Source organism: Castellaniella daejeonensis (assembly GCF_039523555.1).
Lineage (GTDB): Bacteria > Pseudomonadota > Gammaproteobacteria > Burkholderiales > Burkholderiaceae_B > Castellaniella > Castellaniella daejeonensis.
Window position 1 is genome coordinate 265,939 of sequence record NZ_BAAAFN010000015.1, and the last position, 19,652, is coordinate 285,590.

Here is a 19,652-nt window from a genome sequence, read left to right on the forward strand (position 1 = left end):
GTCGCTCATCACGGACTGACCCATGCCGCCATTTCCGCGATCCGCTCGCCATGCCGACGCTGTTTCTTTCCCTGCGCGATTCCGCCCGTGGCGGCGTCCCGTCCGCGCAAGGCGGCGCTTGCCCGCCTTGCTCGCCGGGCTGGGAATGTCGGCTGCCGCGTTGGCAGCGCCCGGAGATTTCCTGTTCGACCCGGCCAGTTTCGTGGATGCGGAATTCCGCCGCAGCGGAGCGCTCGAAGCGATCGGCGCCCAGTACGCCTACGCGCGCGGCCTGACCGGCAAGGGCGTGCTGGTGGCGGTGCTGGATTCCGGGCTGTATGCCCGGCACCCGGAATTCGCCGGCCGCGTGGCCGGAGGATGGAACTTCCAGCCCGGCCAGGCAGCCTGGGACTATGCGGATACGGAGCGGGACGAGGACACGGGCCTGATTTCAGGGCACGGCACCCACGTGGCCGGCATCATCGCGGCGGCGCGCGATGGCGTGCAGATGCATGGCGTGGCCTACGGCGCCCGGCTGCTGGGGGTGCGGATCGATACCGACGTCGATTGGGTGGGCATGGACTATGCCATCAGCCGGGGCGCCAAGGTGCTGAACGGCAGCTACGGGCCAGACGGCACGCCGCCTGTCAGTCTGCCCGACGGCAGCCCGAATCCGGGCTATTGGGACAATGTGTCTGCGCATCCCGAACTGCTGAAATACCAGCTGGTGCCGCTGGGGGACTTGCAGACTCAGGTGGCTGCATTGCGGCGTGCCGCAGCGGCCGATGTGCTGATGGTGTTCGCGGCCGGCAACGACTACCGGGAATACAAGGATCAGGCCTCGCACGCATCGGGCTATGGCATGTATCACCTGATCACGCCGGACTTCTTCATCGGCAAGCCGGGCGGCATCGATCCGATGTTCCGATTCCTGGACGACGAGGCCACGACGGATCTTTATGATCCGGCGAAATACACCATCGTCGATTTCAGCGATCCCCGCGTGAGCAGCCTGGATTTCTCCGACCTGGGCGGCAGCATGCTGACCGTGGTCTCCGTGGGGCCGTCGGGCGAGATCGCCAGCTACAGCAACCGTTGCGGTCAGGCGGCGATGTGGTGCCTGGCCGCGCCAGGTGGAGACGGCGACGCGGCCGGCGCCCCGATCTGGTCCACCCATCCCGACCCGGCCAACGGCTACTACGTCACGATGAACGGCACTTCGATGGCGGCCCCCGTGGTGGCGGGTGCGGCGGCCGTGCTGCGCCAGGCCTTTCCCTACATGAGCGCGCGGCAGATCATCGAAGTCATCCTCACGACCACGAACGATGGCGGGCTGTATGGCAATCACGACATCTACGGACGCGGCCTGCTGGACCTGGGCCGGGCAGTCCGGGGGCCGGGCGAGTTTGGCGCAGACGGCTTTGCCCCGATGTTCCGCGCCGATACGCGCGGGCACGATTCATGGTTCGGCAACGATATCGAAGGCGATGGCGGGCTGGTCAAGGCGGGTGCAGGCACGCTGTACCTGGACGGCGCCAATACGTATACGGGCGATACGGTCGTGGAAGGCGGCCGGTTGTCGGTCAATGGGGATACGAGACAGTCGGCATTCACGGTGCAGTCCGGCGGAACGCTGGGCGGTATCGGCACGGTCGGCCCGACCCGGGTGTTCGGGCGGGTGGCGCCGGGCAATTCGATCGGCACGCTGACGGTGGCGGGCGATTACGTCCAGGCGCCCGGTTCTGTGCTGGAGATCGAGATCGATGGCGCGGGCCTTTCCGATCGGCTGGATGTGCAGGGGAATGCCGATCTGCAGGGGGGCGAGGTCCGGATCCTGGGGTTGCGGGGCGGGTCTCTCGGGCGCTCGATGTCCTTCATGACGGTGGGCGGCGCAGTCGTCGGGCCGGGCTTCGCAGGGGTGCGCGACGACTATGTCTTCGCCGACCTGAGCCTGCTCCAGCCCGCGCCGGGGCAGTTCAATGTGGCCGTGGATCGCAACGCCACGCGCTTCGCCGCCCTGGGACGCACGGCCAACCAGCGCAGCGCGGCGGGCGCGATCGAGTCCATGGGTGCGGGCGCCGTGCCCTACGAAGCCTTGATCGACCTGCGTGATGCCGGCCAGGCGCCGGGCCTGTACGACCAGCTGTCGGGCGAGCTGCATGCGACCGCGCGCACGATGATGTTCGAGGATGTGCGCCTGGTGCGCGACGAGGCCATGGGCCGCCTGTCCATGGGCGGCGGGCCGTCCGGGCGCCCGGGACGGAAACGGTCTGTGGGGCCGGGCGATGACGGCCTGGAGCCGGCATGACGGGGATGGCGTATCCCAGGATGCGAACCGCTGGGCCACCGGCCTGATGATCGGCCGCGATGTGGCCTGGCCGACAGGCGCGCGGGCAGGCGTGGCATTCGGCTACACGCGGTCGCGCGTGCGGGCCGAGGGGCATAACGAAGCGACGCTGGACGGCTACCATGTGCTGGCCTACGGTGGCGTGGCTTCGGGGCCCTGGCGCCTGCGTGGCGGGGTGGGGCAATCCTGGCAAGTGGCGGACACGCGCCGTGAAGTGGATGTGGCGGGCCTCGGGCGGCAGACTGCGCGCTATGGCGGCTCGACGACGCAGGTGTTTGCCGAATTCGGGCACGCGTCGGCATTCGGTGCGGCGGAAGTCGAGCCCTATGTGCAGGCATCGCAATCCTGGCAGCACGTGGGCGGCTTCGATGAGGACGGCGACGCAGCGCTGTCGGGCCGCGCCGGCCGGGCCTCGAGCACCGAGACGTCGCTGGGCGTGCGCGCGCGCTGGTCCCTGGAAACCGGCGCCGGCAACCTGGACCTGGCCGCGGGTGCGGGCTGGGTTCATGCCTGGGGCAGCCTGAGCCCGCAAACGCAGCTGGCGTATGCGGGCGGACCGGATTTCGAGGTCTCGGGTACGCCGGCGGCGCGCGATTCCCTGCGGCTCGAGGCGCGGGCCAGCCTGGCGCGCACGCGGACGACGCGGTTGGAGATCGGCTACGCCGGCCGCCTGGGCGGCGGCGTGCGCGACCATGGGCTGCGCATCCGGCTGAGCCACGCCTTCTGACGGCGGGGGAAATCCGGCCGGCGAAAAAAAGAGGACAATCCTTCTTTTCGACCCTGAACAGTGCATTCATGCCCGAACTGAACGCCGACCAGGACCGGCCCGTCCTCGTCTTTGATTCCGGGATTGGCGGCCTGACCGTCCTGCGCGAGGCCCGCGTGCTGATGCCCGAGCGGCGCTTCCTCTATGTGGCCGACGATGCCGGATTTCCCTATGGCGGTTGGTCCGAGGCTGCCCTGCGGGACCGGATCGTGGGGCTGTTCGCGAACCTGTTGCGCGATCACGAGCCGGCACTCTGCATCATCGCCTGCAATACGGCGTTCACCGTGGCGGGTGCGGCGTTGCGCTCGGCCTATCCGGACATGACCTTCGTCGGCACCGTGCCGGCCATCAAGCCCGCGGCCGAGCGCACGCGGTCGGGGCGCGTATCGGTGCTGGCCACGCCGAATACGGTGCAGCGTGACTACACCCACGGCCTGATCCAGTCCTTTGCGTCCCGGTGCCACGTGACCCTGGTGGGGTCGCCCCGGCTGGCACGCATGGCGGAAGCCTATGTGCGCGGCCTGCCGGTGAGCGACGAGGCCGTCAGCGCTGAAATCGCGGCCTGCTTCGTGGATGACGGCGGGGCCCGCACCGACATCGTGGTGCTGGGATGCACGCATTACCCTTTCATGGCCAACGTGTTCCGCCGGCTGGCGCCCTGGCCCGTCGACTGGCTGGATCCGGCCGAGGCCATCGCGCGGCGCGCCCGCAGCCTGCTGCCGCCCCGCGCCGATGCCTGGCATCCGGAAGAAAACGATGCCGCGCTGTTCACGGGCGGGCGGCCGGATTTCGCCACGCGGCGGCTGATGAACAGCTTCGGCCTGAAGGTGGCCTAGTCCCTACAGGCGGTCCCGCCGGTCTCCGCGCGTGAAGCCCAGCAGGGGCGCATCCAGGCCTCGGCCGATCGCCATCACCTTGAACAGTTCGCCCATTTCCGCTTCGGACAGCAGCGTGTTCAGGGCGGTCAGCTGGCGCGCGCGCAGCGCCGGATCGCTGCCTGGCGCGTGGATCAGGTCCGTCAGGCCGGCATTCATCAGGAAGCGCGCCTGGGACGTATAGCCCAGGACTTCCAGGCCGCCATCCAGCGCGGCATCCGCCATGGCGGTGAAATCGACGTGTGCGGTGATGTCCTGCAGGCCGGCCAGGATCAGCGGCTGGTCGTGGGCATGATGGCGGAAGTGGCACATCAGCGTGCCGCGCAGGCGCTGGGGGTGGTAGTACTCGGCACGCGGAAAACCGTAGTCGATCAGCAGGGCCGCCCCCCGCTGCAGCCAGCGGCCGAGATCGCGCACCCAGGCCTCGGCCTGCGGATTCATTTCCGATTGATAGCCGGGCAGGGGCGGCATGCGGGAAGAGAGGGCGGCCATGGTGGACGGCGGTGCTTCCCGCACCGCCCAGCGGAAGGGCGAGACGGCTTCCGGGCGAGCGTCCAGGGCAACGCCCAGCAGTTCCGCCATGCCTGCGGCATTCCAGCGGAACAGGACGGCGGGCATGGCGTCCAGGACTTCGTTGGCGACCACGCAGCCGCTGAAGGAGTCCGGCAGCGCGTCCAGCCACCGCACCCGTCCGGCCCAGGCCGACAGGCGGTCCTGCTGGCGGGCGCGCAGGTCGGCGGACAGTTCCAGGATCTCGTATTCGACTTCGAATCCCAGATCGCCCAGGGCGGGAATCAGCGCGGCGGCCAGGGCGCCCGAACCGGCGCCGAACTCCAGGACGCGGACGGACTGGCTGGCCTGGAGCACCTGGGCGACCTGGCGTGCGAGCGCCTGGCCGAACAGGGGGCTGGTTTCGGGGGCAGTGGTGAAATCGCCTTCGTGGTGGAATTTGGTGCTGCCCGCGCTGTAGTAGCCCAGGCCGGGGGCGTACAGCGCGGCTTCCATCCAGCGTTCGAACGGCAGCCAGCCGCCGGCGTCGCGGATGCGCTCCACGAGCATGGCCTGGACGCGGGCGCCATGAGCGCGCGCTTCGGCATCGGGTTCGGGCAGGCCCGAGGGGATATGGACGGCAGCCAGTTCAATCATGGGCGAAGCATAACAGGATGAGTCTGGGCACAGGTCAGTCCCTGCGGACTGCCCTGTGCCCGGACGAATCCGAGTGCCTTTCCAGGCGCGAGGTGGGGAGAAGCCGCAAAAGAAAGCCCCGGCGAAAGCCGGGGCGGTCTTGCAGGCGCCCGGGTGAAACCACCGGGCGCCGGTTGCCTGGATCAGGCGAAGCGGGGGCGTTGCGTGCGTCCCTGTTCCTGGCGGGCCTAGCGCTTGAAGGACGACTTGGCGCCGACCTTGCCGGCGGGGCGGGCGGCGCGCGGCGCATCGCCGTCACGGCCCTGGCGCGGTGCGCGATCGGCCTTGGGATGGAAGCTCGGGCGACCCTCGCCGCGCTCGGGGCGCGCAAAGGCCGGTGCGTCCTGTTCCCAGGGTTTGCGGGCGGCGCGCGCCGGGCGGGCACCGTCGGCAGCCTGGGCGTCTTGTCTCCATGACTTGTCGTGCGGCTTGCGGGCGCGGGCCGGCCGCGTATCGTCGCCCGGCCTTGCGTCCTGTTGCCAGGGCTTGCGGGCACGCGGCGCGGCGCCTGCAGCAGGGCCGTCCTTGTGCCACGGCTTGCCGCCTTGCGGACGTGCGCCTCGGGCGGGCTTGTCCTTGTAGGTGGGCCGCACGGACCGCTGGGGTTCCAGGCCGGGAATGGTTTCCGTGGGAATGGCCTGGCCGATGAAGTGCTCGATGCGGCGAACCTTGTGGCGTTCGGCGTGCACGGCCAGCGTGATGGCCTGGCCGTCGCGACCGGCGCGGCCGGTGCGGCCGATGCGGTGCACGTAGTCTTCGGCCTGCAGGGGCAGGTCGTAGTTCACGGCATGACTGATGGTCTGCACGTCGATGCCGCGCGCGGCCACATCGGTGGCGACCAGGACGCGCACCTGGCCTTTCTGCATCAGGCCCAGGGTGCGGGTGCGTTGGCGCTGGTTCATGTCGCCGTGCAGGGCGGCGGCGGAAAAACCGATGTCGCTCAGGTGGTCGGCCAGGTCGTCGGCGCCGCGCTTGGTGGCGGTGAAGACGATGGCCTGGTCCAGGCTGGCGTCGCGCAGCAGGTGATCCAGCAGGCGCAGCTTGTGGGCCTTGTCGTCTGCGTACAGCAGGTGCTGGGTGATGTTCGCGTGCTTCTGGCGATGCGTGGTGATCTCGATGCGTTTCGGGTCGCGCATCAGGTTTGCCGCCAGGTGGGCGACCGTGCCGTCCAGCGTGGCCGAGAAGAGCAGCGTCTGGCGTTCGGCCGGCGTGCTGCGGACGATGGTTTCGATGTCTTCGATGAAGCCCATGTCGAGCATGCGGTCGGCCTCGTCCAGCACCAGGGTCTGGACGGTGGACAGGTTCACGCGGCGTGCCTGCAGGTGGTCGATCAGGCGGCCCGGCGTGGCGACCAGGACATCCACCCGGCGCGACAGGGACTTGATCTGGGCGCCGTAGGGCATGCCGCCGACCACGGTGGCAATGCGCAGGCCATCGATCTGCTTGCTGTAGGAACGGGCTGCATCGGCGACCTGCATGGCGAGTTCTCGCGTGGGTGCCAGCACCAGGACCTGCACGCCGCGTCCGCCCGCGCCGGCGCGGTGGCTCAGGCGCTGCAGGGCGGGCAGCATGAAGGCCGCGGTCTTGCCGCTGCCCGTTTGCGAGGACACCATCAGGTCATGGCCGGCGAGCGCCTGGGGGATGGCGGCCGATTGGACGGAGGTGGGCGTGTCGATGCCGAGGCTGCTCAAGGCAGCCACGAGCCGGGGGGCGAGCCCCAGGGAGTCGAAGGACATGGGTTTCCTTGCGCCCGCGAGTGCGGGCGGTGTGCCGCGGGGATCGAAGGATTGTCCCCGCTGGGTTGCTGCCGCGGATGTCTGCCGGGCAAGAATCAGTCGCATGTGCCGACCGAATCAACCCAAACGGCGCAACTGGTGCGAAACCGAGGTCAGAAGGTCAGAAAACAGGCAATCAGAAAGTATCGCATGACGGGCCGGCCAGGTCAATGTAATTGTGGATCAGAGGGCCAGCGGAATCCGAGTGTCGAACTTGCTGCGCTGTGTGGCGAAGAAGCTGCGCACGTTGCGCACGCGCGGGTCGCCCGTCAGGCAGCGCAGTGCCAGGGCCTGGTAGGCCGCCATGTCAGCCACCAGGGCGATCAGCACGAAATCGGGCCCGCTGCTGACCCGGTAGCACTGCTGGATGGCGGGTTCGGCCAGGAGCTGGGCCTCGAAGGCGTCGGCCTGCGCGGCGGCCTGGGCGTCCAGGGTGACCTCGATCAGGACGGTCAGGGCCGCACCCATCAGGGCGGGGTCCAGGATGGCCACCCGGCGCTGGATGATGCCGGCCCTGACCAGGCGGCGCACCCGCCGCAGGCAGGTCGGCGGAGAGGCGTGCACGCGTTCGGCCAGGTGCTGGTTGCTGAGGGCGCAGTCCTGCTGTAGGGTATCCAGGATGCGGCGGTCCAGGTCGTCGAGTTCGGGGGCGGGCATGGAGTTGTTTCCGGGACGCAACAGGCGTGAGGAAGGGCAAGTAAGAAGCCAGGATATCCCTGGTTTTCATATCATTTATTTCATACGACCATATTTTATGAAATCATATTTCATCATCCATATCACATGAAATCTGGTTTCATTATAGGCGTTAAAAAGAATTCATATTTCTTGTCCTCAAGGTCACAATAGCGCAAAAAACCGGTCCTGCCTTCATCCGGCCCGGACCGGCATCCCCTCACGAACCAGGAGCATCCTCCATGTGTGGCATTGTCGGCGCCGTGGCGCAGCACAACATCGTTCCCGTCCTGCTCGAAGGACTGCGCCGGCTGGAATACCGCGGCTATGACTCCTGCGGCGTGGCCGTGCACACGGGCACGGGCCTGCAGCGGGTGCGCAGCACCCAGCGGGTGGCCGAACTGGCGGCGCAGGCCGAGCAGGACGGCGTCCGGGGCCTGACCGGCATCGCGCACACCCGCTGGGCCACCCACGGGGCGCCACTGACACACAATGCGCACCCGCATTTCTCGGGACCGGACCAGGGGGCGCCGCGCATCGCGCTGGTGCACAACGGCATCATCGAGAATCATGACGCCCTGCGCGCCGAACTGCAGGCCGCCGGCTACGCGTTCCAGAGCCAGACCGACACCGAAGTCATCGCCCACCTGGTGGACCATCTGTACGATGGCGACCTGTATGGCGCCGTGCAGCAGGCCGTGCGCCGCCTCGAAGGCGCCTACGCCATCGCGGTATTCTGCGCCGAGGAACCGCACCGCGTGGTCGGCGCCCGCCAGGGCTCGCCGCTGGTCGTGGGGTGCGGCAAGGACGGCAATTACCTCGCTTCCGATGCCCTGGCGCTGGCCGGCACCACGGACCAGATCATGTACCTGGAAGACGGCGACGTGGTCGACCTGCAGCTGGCGCGGGTATGGGTGGCGGACGTCCAGGGCAAGGCCGTGGAGCGGGCCGTGCACACGGTCCAGGTCCACACCGGCGAGGCCGAGCTCGGCCCCTACCGCCATTTCATGCAGAAGGAAATCTTCGAGCAGCCGCGCGCCGTGGGCGACACCCTGCAGGACATCGATGCGATCATGCCGGAATTGTTCGGCGACGGGGCGCATGCCGTGTTCCGGGCGATCGACCGCGTGCTGATCCTGGCCTGCGGCACCAGCTACTACGCCGGCCTGACGGCACGCTACTGGATCGAATCACTGGCCGGCATTCCCGTCGATGTGGAGATCGCCAGCGAATACCGCTACCGCACCAGCGTGCCCGATCCGCGCACCCTGGTGGTCACCATCTCCCAGTCCGGCGAGACCGCCGATACCCTGGCGGCGCTCAAGCACGCCCGCAGCCTGGGCATGGAGCACACCCTGACCATCTGCAATGTGGCCACCAGCGCCATGGTGCGCGAATGCAAGCTGGCCTTCATCACCCGCGCGGGGGTGGAGATCGGCGTGGCCTCGACCAAGGCCTTCACCACCCAGCTGACCGCGCTGTACCTGCTGACCCTGGCGCTGGCCCAGACGCGCGGCCGCCTGGATGCCGCTGCCGAAGAGCAGGCCATCAAGTCCCTGCGCCACTTGCCGGCTGCCGTATCCGCCGTGCTGGCGCTCGAGCCGCAGATCATCGCCTGGGCAGAGCGCTTCGCCAGCAAGGAAAACGCCCTGTTTCTCGGGCGCGGCATGCATTATCCGATTGCCCTGGAAGGCGCGTTGAAGCTGAAGGAAATCAGCTACATCCACGCCGAGGCCTATCCCGCCGGCGAACTCAAGCACGGCCCGCTGGCCCTGGTGACCGACGCCATGCCCGTCATCACCATCGCGCCGCACGACGAACTGCTGGAAAAGCTGAAGTCCAACATGCAGGAAGTCCGCGCACGCGGCGGCGAGCTGTATGTCTTCGCCGATGCGGATTCCCAGATCGCCAGCGCAGAAGGCATGCACGTCATCCGCATGCCCGAGCACTACGGCAGGCTCTCGCCGATCCTGCATACCGTGCCGCTGCAGCTGCTGGCCTACCATACAGCCTGCGCGCGCGGCACCGACGTGGACAAGCCGCGCAACCTGGCCAAGAGCGTCACGGTGGAATGATCGGGGGCGCTTGCCGCGCCGGCTATCCCGGAAGGGCGCGTTGCCGGCGCACCGAGGTCAGCCACGCCTCGATCGGCATGGGGCGTGCACGCAGGTAGCCCTGTATCGCATCGCAGCCGTGCCGGATCAGGAAATCGGCCTGGGGCTCGTCTTCCACGCCTTCGGCGACGACCCAGAAATCCAGTTGTTCGGCCATGGCCAGGATCAGCCGGGCGATGGCGATGCTGTCGGGGTCGTCGGGCAGGTTCCGGATCAGGCTCTTGTCGATCTTCAGTTCGAAGATCGGCAGGCGCATCAGGCTGGACAGGTTGGAGTAGCCGGTGCCGAAATCGTCGATGGAAAAGCGGATTCCCAGGCGGTTGAGTTCGCGCATGCGCTGCGCCGTGGCCTCGACGTCCTGGATCCACACCCCTTCGGTGATCTCGAAGATCAGGCGGTTGCCGGGGGCGCCGGTGCGTTTCAGCAGGCCGCGCACGGCTGCGCCGAATCCCGGATCCATCAGGACCCTGGGGCTGATGTTGATGGAGACCGGGTAGGTCTCGTCCAGTCCCTGCAGGTCGAGCAGCGTCTGGCAGGCCTCGCTCAGGGACCAGTCGGTCAGGTGGTGGATGAGGCCCGTTTCTTCGGCCAGGGGCACGAACCGGGCGGGCGAGATCGGGCCGTGCTCGGGGTGCGTCCAGCGCGCCAGCAGTTCGGCGCCCGTGACCCGGCCGTCGCGCGCATACTGGGGCTGGATGTGCATGGACAGTTGCCGGGTGCTCAGTGCCAGGGTCAGGTCTTTTTCCATCCACAGGCGCTGTTCGAATTCCGTCTGCAGCGTGTGATCGTAGAAGACGACCTGATTGCCGCCCAGCTGTTTGGCGCGCTGCATCGCCAGGTCGGCCTCGCGGATGGCATCGTCCGCACCCGCGTCCCCGGCGGGCAGCAGGGTCAGGCCGATGCTGGCGGTGAATACGCAGGCCTGTTGTTCACCCGGATCCAGCGGGGTCGACGCCAGCGCGAGCCGCAGCCTTTCGGCGACCTGCCGTGCCCGGCGGCTGGCGGTGGCGGGGTCCGGGCCCAGCCCGGCGAGCAGCGCCATGAATTCGTCGCCGCTGGCGCGTGACACCATGTCCCGCTCGAGCGTGCAGTCCTTCAGGCGGCGCGCCACTTCTTTCAGGACGCGGTCGCCGACGGCATGGCTGCGGCTGTCGTTGAGTTTCTTGAAATCGTCCAGGTCCAGGATCAGCACGGCGCTGCAGCCGGCGTCGGGCCGTATCCGCTTCAGCCGGTCCAGCAGCAGGATGCGATTGGGCAGGCCCGTCAGGGGGTCGTGGAGGGCGTGGTGGTGGGCCAGGGCCTCGGCCTGCATGCGGGCGGTGACGTCGGTCAGGATGGTGCAGTACATCCCGGTCGCGCCATCCGGGCCGCGCAGCGGCATCTTGATGGACTGGAACGTGTGCATCCGGCCCGTCCGGGCCGATGGCCGCTGCTCTTCGGCGACGATGCGCTCGCCTCGTCTCAGGGCCGGAAGATCCGCGGCCGCGATGCCGTTGGCGCGGATGGCGTCGGGGTGGTATCCGGGGTCGGCCGCTTCCGGCGCCATGTCGGGCAGGCCGAAGAATTCACGGAACGGCCGGTTGGCGTATCGGCAGCGCCGGTCTTCGTCCTCGATGCAGATCAGGTCGTCGATGTGGTCCAGGATGGCAGACAGGTGTTGTCCCACGGTTTCCAGGCGCCGGGTCCTGTGGCGGGTGTACCCGGCCCAGGCCAGCGCCGCCAGCACGGCCAGGACTGTCGCCGCCAGGGCGACGGGCCCGTGGCCGGGCCGGGGGGTGGCGATCGGACGCGTCTTCTGGCTGTCCCAGCGGGTCAGGATGCGGTAGTAGACGGAACCCGGATCGGCCTTCCAGGCGACCAGGTGGCGGTCGATGGCATGCAGGACATCGGCGCCGCGGCCTTTCGGGGCCGCGTAATAGAGGCCGGAAGGCAGGAAAAGAATGGGTGTGGCCGTCAGGCCGTATTGCGCAGCCGTGGCGTTGCCGAAGAAGAAGTCGGACGCGACGCCATCGGCCTGGCCTGTCTGCACTTCCCGGAAACCCTGGATCAGCGTGTCCACCGGGCCGAGGCGGGCCTGGATGCCCAGGCTGGGTAGCAGGGTTTCCAGGTAACTGTATTCAGTCGAACCGCCCAGGGTGACCAGGCGCCGGCCGTTCAGATCCTGAAGAGTGTTGATCGTTTCGCCCGGGCGTACGTAGACCTGGGACCAGGTCTGCAGGATCGGTGTCTGGTGGTAGTCGAACACGGCCGTGCGTTCGGCCGTGAGGGAAACGGCGGGCAGCAGGTCGATTTCCGCGTCCCGCAGCTTGCGCACGCAATCCTGCCATTCGCAGAGTTCGGTCTTCAGCGTCCAGTGTTCCTGGTGCGCGATCTCGGAAAGAATGTTGCCCAGAACGCCGTCGGGCTGCCCGTTGGGGGCGGTCGAAAGCAGCGGACCCATGTCGCTGATGCCCACCGTCAGCGTCGTGGCGCTGGCGGGAACCGGCGCGAGGACGGCCGCCGTTTCCAGCAGCAAAAGCAGGCAGGCAAGCGCGCGGATGGGTCGTAGGAGGATGTTCATCGGCGTTTCCGGTGGGGCCTGGGGCTCCGCTGAAACGATCCAGACCCGGAAGTGCCCATGCGATCGGCCGAGGCTCGATTATAGGAGGGCGGTGCCGTCCGGATTCGGTGGTTCCATGGTGGAAACAGCGGCTTATTCCGGGTTTCTCCAGTCCCGCGTGCCCACATGTTCATGCAGGTGCCGCACGAAAGCCTGGGTGGCGGGCGGCGGGCTGGCATGCAGGCGGCTGTAGATGAAGAACTGGCGCCGGATCACCGGATCCTGCAGCGGCCGCATGCGCAGGCCGTACAGGTCCACCAGCGTGCGCGCGTAGGGCAGCCCCGCCGTTACGCCCAGTCCCGCGCTGACCATGCTCAGGGCGGTACTCATGAAGGCCACCTCGTGGCTGGGGTGGATGGCGGGGATGTCGGCCATCCGGTACAGGTCCAGGGCCAGGCGGTCCGTGAACTGGCCCTGCAGCGCGATCAGGGGATAGCGCACCAGGTCGGTCCAGCGGATGTGCTTGAGCGATTCCAGCGGGTGGCCCGGTGGAAACACGGCCATGAAGGGCAGGTCGAACAGGGGGTCGGCCGACAGCTCGGCCAGCCCTTCGCGGTGGGGGCCGATGCTGACGTCCACTTCGCCGCGCACGGCCTGGGCGATGGCGTTTTCGACCGCACAGTCCAGCAGGTGGACCTGGATGTCGGGGTGTTCCCGGCGGAAGCTGGCGATGACTTCCGGGATCAGGGTGCTGGCCATCAGCTGGGGAGCGGCGATGCGCACGATGCCGCGCCGCAGGCGCTTGAGGTTGTCGATGTTTTCGAGCGCGCCGTCCAGGTCGCGCAGGATGCGCGTGGCCACCGAATGGAATTCGCGTCCGACTTCCGACAGCTGGATGCGCCGGGTATTGCGGTCCACCAGGCGCACGCCCAGCTGGGACTCCAGTTCCTTGATCAGGCCGCTGAGCGCAGACTGGGTGATGTGCAGGGATTCGGCCGCCCGGGTGAAGCCCCCGGTGCGGGCCAGCGCCGTGAAGGCGCGCAATTGGCGCAGTGTCACTTCCATCGGATCACCCTATGAATCGATGAATAAAAACTGTTTGAATGATATCTGGAAACTGCGTCTAATGGGGCATCGATAACGAGGATGCGCCGGCGATGCGGCCGGCACCCGACATCCCTGGACGGACCGGAGACAACGTCATGCCTTCCCGCTGGGAACCCCCGAGCAAGGCCTCGCGCCGCATGCCGCCGCGGCAACGCGCCGCCCATCTGATCGCGCGGGGTTTCGAAATCATGATCGTCGCCTGCCTGACGATCATGGGCATCCTGGTCTTCGGCAATGTCGTGCTGCGCTATGCCTTCAATTCCGGCATTGCCATTTCCGAGGAATTGTCCCGCCTGCTCTTCGTCTGGCTGATCTTCATGGGCGCGGTGCTGGCTTCGGCCCGGCGCATCCACATCGGCTTCGATACGCTGCAGCGCGCCGTCGGGCCACGCACCCGGCGCGCGCTCGTGGTCTTCACCGGCGCGCTGATCCTGGTCGGCTGCGGGATCTTCATCGTCGGCGGCTGGCGCCAGACCTCGATCAACCTGGGCAATACCTATCCGGTCCTGGGCATTTCCTATGCCTGGCTGTACGGAACGGCGCTGGTGTTCGGGGTGGCGCTGATCTTCCCGGTCTGCAACAACATCCGCCGGGCGCTGGCCGGCATCGACGACGGCCTCACGGAAGACCTGGCCGACCGCATCGAGAGCCTGGCCGAACGCATCGAGGACGAGCCGGGGCATCCGTCCGCGCCCACGGGCCGCGGGGCGGCTGACTCGAAGGAAGGCCGGCCATGGGCGCGTTAGTCTTCCTGGGCTCGCTGCTGGGCCTGATCGCGCTGGGCCTGCCGATCGCCTTCGCGCTGATGTTCGCCGGGGTGGCGCTGATGCTGCTGACGGGGCAGTTCGACGCCCAGATCGTGGTGCAGAACGCCATCGCGGGTGCCGACAATTTCGTGCTGATGGCGGTGCCCTTCTTCATCCTGGCGGGCGAGTTCATGAACGCTGGCGGGCTGTCCCGGCGCATCGTCGACATGGCCAGCGCCTTCGTCGGCCATCTGCGCGGCGGCCTGGGCTACGTGGCCATCTGCGCCGGCATCCTGCTGGCCAGCCTGTCCGGGTCCGCGGTGGCGGACACGGCGGCGCTGGCGGCCATCCTGGTGCCCATGATGCGCCAGGCCGGCTACGATCCGGCGCGTGCCTGCGGCCTGATGGCCGCCAGCGGCATCATCGCGCCGGTCATCCCGCCGTCGATCGGCTTCCTGATCTTCGGCGTGGTGGCCAATGTGTCGATCACCCGCCTGTTCCTGGCCGGGATCGTGCCGGGCGTCCTGATGGGCCTGTTCCTGACCGTGGCCTGGTGGTTCGTCGCCCGCCGCCAGAAGGTGGCGCTGACCCCCCGGGTGCCCTGGGGGCAAAGGATGCGCCTGCTGGGGCAGGGCGGCTGGGCGCTGATGCTGCCGGTCATCATCGTCGGCGGCCTGCGTTTCGGCATCTTCACGCCGACCGAGTCCGCCGTGGTGGCGGCGGCCTACGCGCTGTTCGTCGGCGTGGTGGTGTACCGGGAACTGAGCTGGCGCAAGGTCTACGAATGCCTGCTGTCCACGGCGCAGACGACCTCGGTGGTGCTGCTGCTGGCCGCGCTGGCGATGGTCGCGTCCTACATGATCACCATCGCCGACATCTCGGGCCAGGTGGGCGGCTGGCTGACGTCCCTGTCGGATCACCCGCTGGTCCTGGTCGCCGCCATGATGGTGGTGGTGTTCTTCGCCGGGATGGTGCTGGATTTCATTCCCATCGTGCTGATCTTCACGCCGGTGTTCATGCCGATCATCCAGGCGGCCGACATCGATCCCGTGTATTTCGGCGTGATCTTCATCATGAACTGCTCGATCGGCATGATCACGCCGCCCGTGGGCGTCGTGCTGAACGTCGTCGGTTCCGTGGGCAAGGTATCCATGGCCCAGGCCACACGCGGCATCGGCCCGTTCCTGCTGGCCCTGGCATCGCTGCTGATTGCCCTGATTCTGTTCCCCGAGCTGGTGACCGTGCCCGCCCAATGGTGGCGCTAGGTCCGGACATGTTCATCCAGAGGTTCGCGCTGGGTACCTCATTCGATTCCACCCAAGGAGACAAACCATGAAATTGCGCACCACCCTCATCGTCGGCCTGCTGGCTGCGACGCTGTCCGGCTCGGCCTGGGCGGCCGTGACCGCGAAATTCGCCGTGACTCTGCCCGAGAAATCCCACCAGGGCCAGGGCGTGGCCAAGTTCGTCGAACTGGTCAAGGCCAAGAGCAACGGCGAGATCGACATCAAGCCCTACTACAGCGGCGCGCTGGGCAACGACGTGCAGGTGACCTCCGCCCTGCAGGGCGGCACGATCGAGTTCACCGTGCCCCAGACCACCACCCTGACGGGCATGGTCAAGGCCTACGAGATCCTGGATTTCCCCTTCCTGTTCAAGAACAGCGAGCAAGCCGAGAAAGTGCTGGACGGCCCGGTGGGCCAGAAGCTGCTGGAAACCCTGCCCGCGCACGGGCTGGTGGGCCTGGCCTATTGGGAAAATGGCTTCTTCAATGCCACCAACAGCAAGCATCCGATCGCCAAGGTCGAAGACTTCGAGGGCCTGAAGTTCCGCTCGATCCAGGCCAAGATCACGCAGGAGACCATCAAGGCCCTGGGCGCCAACCCGGTGCCGCTGGCGGTGCCCGAGCTCTACACCGCGCTGGAGACCCGCACCATCGACGGCCAGGGTACGCCCAATGCCGTGATTGCGGCGCTCAAGCTGTACGAAGTGCAGAAATACCTGTCCATCACGCGCCACAGCTACGGCGCCTTCATCCCGCTGGTGTCCAAGGCGTTCTGGGACAAGCTGACGCCCGAGCAGCAGAAGATCCTGAAGGATTCCGCCGTCGAGGCCCGGACTTATCAGCGCCAGGTGGCGCGCGCCCAGGCGCAGTCGGCCAAGGAAACCATGGCCAAGCACGGCATGGAGATCAACGAAGTCAGCGACGCCGAGCACGATCGCATGCGCGAGCGCGTGCAGCCGGTGTGGCAGATGTTCATTCCCAGCGTGGGTCAGGATCTGTTCGACCAGGTCCAGGCCGAACTGAAGTAAGCCAGATCGTGCGCGCGGCTTGCCCGCGCGCGTCCGGGTGCGCCTGGCGCACCCGGCCACCGGAGTTCCCATGAAGCTTGCCACCTTGAAAAACGAGTCGCGCGACGGCCGCCTGGTCGTCGTGTCCCGGGATCTGACGCAGTGCGTCGCCGTGCCCGAGATCGCACCCACCCTGCAGGCGGCGCTGGATGACTGGGATGCCTGCCTGCCGGCGCTGCTCGCCGCCTATGACCGGCTCAATTCGGGCCAGGACGGCGCGGCGCGCGCTTTCGACCAGGCTGCCTGCCATTCGCCGCTGCCGCGCGCCTACCAGTGGGCGGACGGCTCGGCCTACCTGAACCACGTGGAGCTGGTGCGCCGCGCGCGCAACAGCCAGGTGCCGGAATCCTTCTTCACCGATCCGCTGATGTACCAGGGCGGTTCGGACAGTTTCATCGGCCCGCGCGACCCCATCGTCGCCGACTCCGAGGACTGGGGCATCGACATGGAGGCCGAGGTCGCCGTCGTCACCGGCGACGTGCCCATGGGTGCGTCGCCGGCGCAGGCCGCGGATGCAATCCGCCTGCTGATGCTGGTCAACGACGTATCCCTGCGCGGCCTGATCCCGGCCGAACTGGCCAAGGGCTTCGGCTTCTTCCAGTCCAAGCCGGCCAGCGCGTTTTCCCCGGTCACCGTCACCCCCGACGAACTGGGGCCGGCCTGGCACGGCGGCAAGGTCCACCTGCCGCTGCGGGTCGAGCTGAACGGCGAGCCTTTCGGCTGCCCGGATGCGGGGCAGGATATGACCTTCGATTTCCCGCAGCTGATCGCGCACGCCGCCCGCACACGCAGGCTGGCGGCCGGGACGATCATCGGTTCGGGCACGGTATCCAACAAGCAGGGGGGGCTGCACGGCTCCAGCATCCGCAATGGCGGCGTGGGCTACTGCTGCATCGCCGAAGTCCGCATGTACGAGACCATCGAGGGCGGGGCGCCCGTCACGCCCTTCATGCGCTTCGGCGATCGTGTGCGCATCCACATGAGCGATGCAAGGGGCGAGGACATCTTCGGCATCATCGAGCAGACGGTCGAACGCCGGGCGGGAGCCTGATCCCATGCTGGAACTCTATTCCTACTTCCGCAGTTCGGCGGCCTACCGCGTGCGGATCGCGCTGAGCCTGAAGGGGCTCGACTACCGGGTGATCCCCGTCCATCTGCTGCGCCACGGTGGCGAGCAGTTCGGGGAAGAGTACCGTCGCCGCAATCCCGAAGGCCTGGTGCCCGCGCTGGCCGAAGGCGACCGCATCCTGACCCAGTCCCTGGCGATCATCGAATACCTGGACGAAACGCATGGCCCCGCCATCCTGCTGCCGCCGGATGCGCCGGGCCGCGCCCGGGTGCGCGCCCTGGCGCTGCACGTCGCCTGCGACATCCATCCGCTGAACAACCTGCGCGTTCTGCGCTGGCTGGCGCATGAGCTGAAGATCGAGCAGGCCGGCCGGGATGCCTGGTACCGGCACTGGGTCGAACTGGGGTTCCGCTCGCTGGAGGCCCAGCTGCAATCGCCCGAGACGGGGCTGTGCTGCCATGGCGACGAGCCGAGCCTGGCCGATTGCTGCCTGGTGCCCCAGGTGTACAACGCGCGCCGCTATGATGTCGATCTGTCGGCCTTTCCGACGATCGCGCGGATCGCGGCGCATTGTGAATCGATGCCGGCCTTCAGGGCCGCGCATCCGGACGGGCAGCCCGACGCCGAGTGACCGGGCGCTCCGCGGCCGCGGACTGCGGTTCCCGCGGTTCCGGCGTGTGTGCAGCCGCCGCCGGCCGTGTTTTTCGAGAGATCATCATGAGCACGACCCCTTTCCTGGAATACCAGAGCGGATTCGGCAACGAATTCGCCACCGAGGCCTTGCCCGGCGCCTTGCCGGCGGGCCGCAATTCTCCTCAGCGGGCCCCTTACGGGCTGTATGCCGAGCAGCTCTCGGGCACGGCCTTCACCGCGCCGCGCCACCTCAATCGGCGCTCCTGGCTGTACCGCATCCGGCCGGCCGCCACGCACGGGCCATTCCAGCCCTCGTCCGCGGGCGCGCGCTGGCTGAGCCGCTACGATGAGGTTCCCACCCCGCCCGATCCGCTGCGCTGGGATCCCCTGCCCCTGCCCGATGCAGGCACGGCCACGGATTTCGTGGACGGCATGGTGACCATGGGCGGCAATGCCGGCTGCGGCATCCACCTGTATGCCGCCAACCGGTCGATGCAGGATCGCTATTTCTACGATGCCGACGGCGAATTGCTGATCGTGCCCCAGTTCGGACGCCTGGAGCTGGCCACCGAACTGGGCGTGCTGGCGGTAGAGCCGCAGGAAATCGCCGTCATTCCGCGCGGCGTGCGCTTCCAGGTGCGCCTGCCCGATGGCGCGGCGCGCGGCTATGTGTGCGAAAACCCCGGCGCGCCCTTCCGGCTGCCCGACCTGGGCGTGATCGGTTCCAACGGCCTGGCCAATCCGCGCGATTTCCTGGCGCCCGTGGCCGCCTACGAGGACATCGAGGGCGACTTCGAACTGCTGGCGAAATTCCAGGGCCGGTTCTGGGCCGCGCGCATGGATCATTCCCCCCTGGATGTCGTTGCCTGGCACGGCAACGACACGCCCTACAAGTACGATCTGCGGCGCTTCAATGCGATCGGCTCGATCACCTACGATCATCCGGATCCGTCGATCTTCCTGGTGCTGCACGCGCCCAGTGCCGTGCCCGGGGTGGACACCATCGATTTCGTCGTCTTCGCACCGCGCATCCTGGCGATGCAGGACACGTTCCGGCCGCCCTGGTTCCACCGCAACCTGGCGGGAGAATTCATGGGGCTGGTGCATGGCCGCTACGACGCCAAGGCCGAAGGCTTCCAGCCCGGCGGCGCTTCGTTGCACAACACCATGACGGGCCATGGCCCCGATGCCGAGACCTTCGCCAAGGCCAGCGCGGCGGACACGTCCAGGCCGGACTACATCGCCGACACGATGGCGTTCATGTTCGAGACGCCGGTGGCGATCCAGGCCACGCGCCAGGCCCTGGAATCGCCGCAGCGGCAGCGGGAATACTACCGCTGCTGGCAGGGGCTGAAGAAGCACTTCGATCCGGCAAAGCGGTAGGCTTGGGTTTCTGAAACGGGAAGCCGCCGGCGCCTCATACGGTTGCGTCATGCCCCCACCCGACTTTTCTCGATCTTTTTCGAGCGACGGGAGGGGGCTCTCTTGCG

General features: G+C 67.8%; 15 protein-coding genes. 10 read left to right on the forward strand and 5 right to left on the reverse strand.

The features are described from left to right. Positions 1–118 precede the first annotated feature (118 nt). The 3 genes from ABD022_RS10980 to murI all read left to right on the forward strand — a co-directional run bounded on the left by ABD022_RS10980 (position 119) and on the right by murI (position 3,928). Positions 119–2,287 carry a S8 family serine peptidase gene (locus tag ABD022_RS10980; protein ID WP_343821336.1) on the forward strand — a complete coding sequence of 723 codons (2,169 nt, stop codon included), beginning with the start codon at positions 119–121 and terminating at the stop codon, positions 2,285–2,287. Continuing rightward, complete coding sequence (locus tag ABD022_RS10985; protein ID WP_343821337.1) at positions 2,265–3,053, forward strand: autotransporter outer membrane beta-barrel domain-containing protein; 789 nt, start codon at positions 2,265–2,267, stop codon at positions 3,051–3,053. Before ABD022_RS10980 ends, ABD022_RS10985 begins: the two co-directional genes overlap by 23 nt. A 68-nt stretch (positions 3,054–3,121) precedes the next feature. Beyond that, positions 3,122–3,928, forward strand: coding sequence for a glutamate racemase (gene murI, locus ABD022_RS10990; protein WP_325124447.1), 807 nt, complete (start codon positions 3,122–3,124; stop codon positions 3,926–3,928). Between the two features lie 3 nt (positions 3,929–3,931). Here the strand turns inward: murI and ABD022_RS10995 are convergent, their stop codons facing one another. From ABD022_RS10995 to ABD022_RS11005, 3 genes are all read right to left on the reverse strand, one after another. Continuing rightward, positions 3,932–5,113: a class I SAM-dependent methyltransferase gene (locus ABD022_RS10995; RefSeq protein WP_325124446.1), complete on the reverse strand. Its 1,182-nt coding sequence runs from the start codon at positions 5,111–5,113 to the stop codon at positions 3,932–3,934. 227 nt (positions 5,114–5,340) lie between these two features. Continuing rightward, positions 5,341–6,888, reverse strand: coding sequence for a DEAD/DEAH box helicase (locus ABD022_RS11000; protein WP_343821338.1), 1,548 nt, complete (start codon positions 6,886–6,888; stop codon positions 5,341–5,343). A 222-nt stretch (positions 6,889–7,110) separates the two neighbouring features. Further along, complete coding sequence (locus ABD022_RS11005) at positions 7,111–7,584, reverse strand: Lrp/AsnC family transcriptional regulator (RefSeq protein ID WP_325124444.1); 474 nt, start codon at positions 7,582–7,584, stop codon at positions 7,111–7,113. Positions 7,585–7,844: 260 nt separating this feature from the next. Between ABD022_RS11005 and glmS the strand changes: the two genes are divergently transcribed. Further along, entirely contained in the window at positions 7,845–9,677 is a 1,833-nt protein-coding gene (glmS, locus tag ABD022_RS11010) for a glutamine--fructose-6-phosphate transaminase (isomerizing) (RefSeq protein ID WP_325124443.1), read from the forward strand. A 22-nt stretch (positions 9,678–9,699) separates the two neighbouring features. Here the strand turns inward: glmS and ABD022_RS11015 are convergent, their stop codons facing one another. Together ABD022_RS11015 and ABD022_RS11020 are read right to left on the reverse strand one after the other, a co-directional pair. After that, the gene (locus tag ABD022_RS11015) at positions 9,700–12,276 is read right to left on the reverse strand and encodes an EAL domain-containing protein (RefSeq protein WP_343821340.1); all 2,577 of its coding nucleotides are present in this window, start codon (positions 12,274–12,276) and stop codon (positions 9,700–9,702) included. Positions 12,277–12,408: 132 nt separating this feature from the next. Continuing rightward, positions 12,409–13,320: a LysR family transcriptional regulator gene (locus tag ABD022_RS11020; protein ID WP_325124441.1), complete on the reverse strand. Its 912-nt coding sequence runs from the start codon at positions 13,318–13,320 to the stop codon at positions 12,409–12,411. A gap of 137 nt (positions 13,321–13,457) precedes the next feature. Here ABD022_RS11020 and ABD022_RS11025 point away from each other — a divergent pair, with 137 nt between their 5' ends. The 6 genes from ABD022_RS11025 to hmgA all read left to right on the forward strand — a co-directional run bounded on the left by ABD022_RS11025 (position 13,458) and on the right by hmgA (position 19,545). Then, complete coding sequence (locus ABD022_RS11025; protein WP_343821342.1) at positions 13,458–14,108, forward strand: TRAP transporter small permease; 651 nt, start codon at positions 13,458–13,460, stop codon at positions 14,106–14,108. Further along, positions 14,096–15,373, forward strand: a complete 1,278-nt coding sequence (locus ABD022_RS11030) for a TRAP transporter large permease (RefSeq protein WP_343821343.1) — start codon at positions 14,096–14,098, stop codon at positions 15,371–15,373. The genes ABD022_RS11025 and ABD022_RS11030 overlap by 13 nt, the downstream gene beginning before the upstream one ends. Positions 15,374–15,440: 67 nt before the next feature. Next, positions 15,441–16,421: a TRAP transporter substrate-binding protein gene (locus tag ABD022_RS11035; RefSeq protein WP_325124438.1), complete on the forward strand. Its 981-nt coding sequence runs from the start codon at positions 15,441–15,443 to the stop codon at positions 16,419–16,421. Between the two features lie 70 nt (positions 16,422–16,491). Continuing rightward, positions 16,492–17,511: a fumarylacetoacetate hydrolase family protein gene (locus ABD022_RS11040; protein ID WP_325124437.1), complete on the forward strand. Its 1,020-nt coding sequence runs from the start codon at positions 16,492–16,494 to the stop codon at positions 17,509–17,511. Positions 17,512–17,518: 7 nt separating this feature from the next. Beyond that, positions 17,519–18,160: a maleylacetoacetate isomerase gene (maiA, locus tag ABD022_RS11045; protein ID WP_325124518.1), complete on the forward strand. Its 642-nt coding sequence runs from the start codon at positions 17,519–17,521 to the stop codon at positions 18,158–18,160. Positions 18,161–18,246: 86 nt separating this feature from the next. Next, positions 18,247–19,545: a homogentisate 1,2-dioxygenase gene (gene hmgA / locus ABD022_RS11050; protein ID WP_325124436.1), complete on the forward strand. Its 1,299-nt coding sequence runs from the start codon at positions 18,247–18,249 to the stop codon at positions 19,543–19,545. The last annotated feature ends 107 nt before the right edge of the window (positions 19,546–19,652 follow it).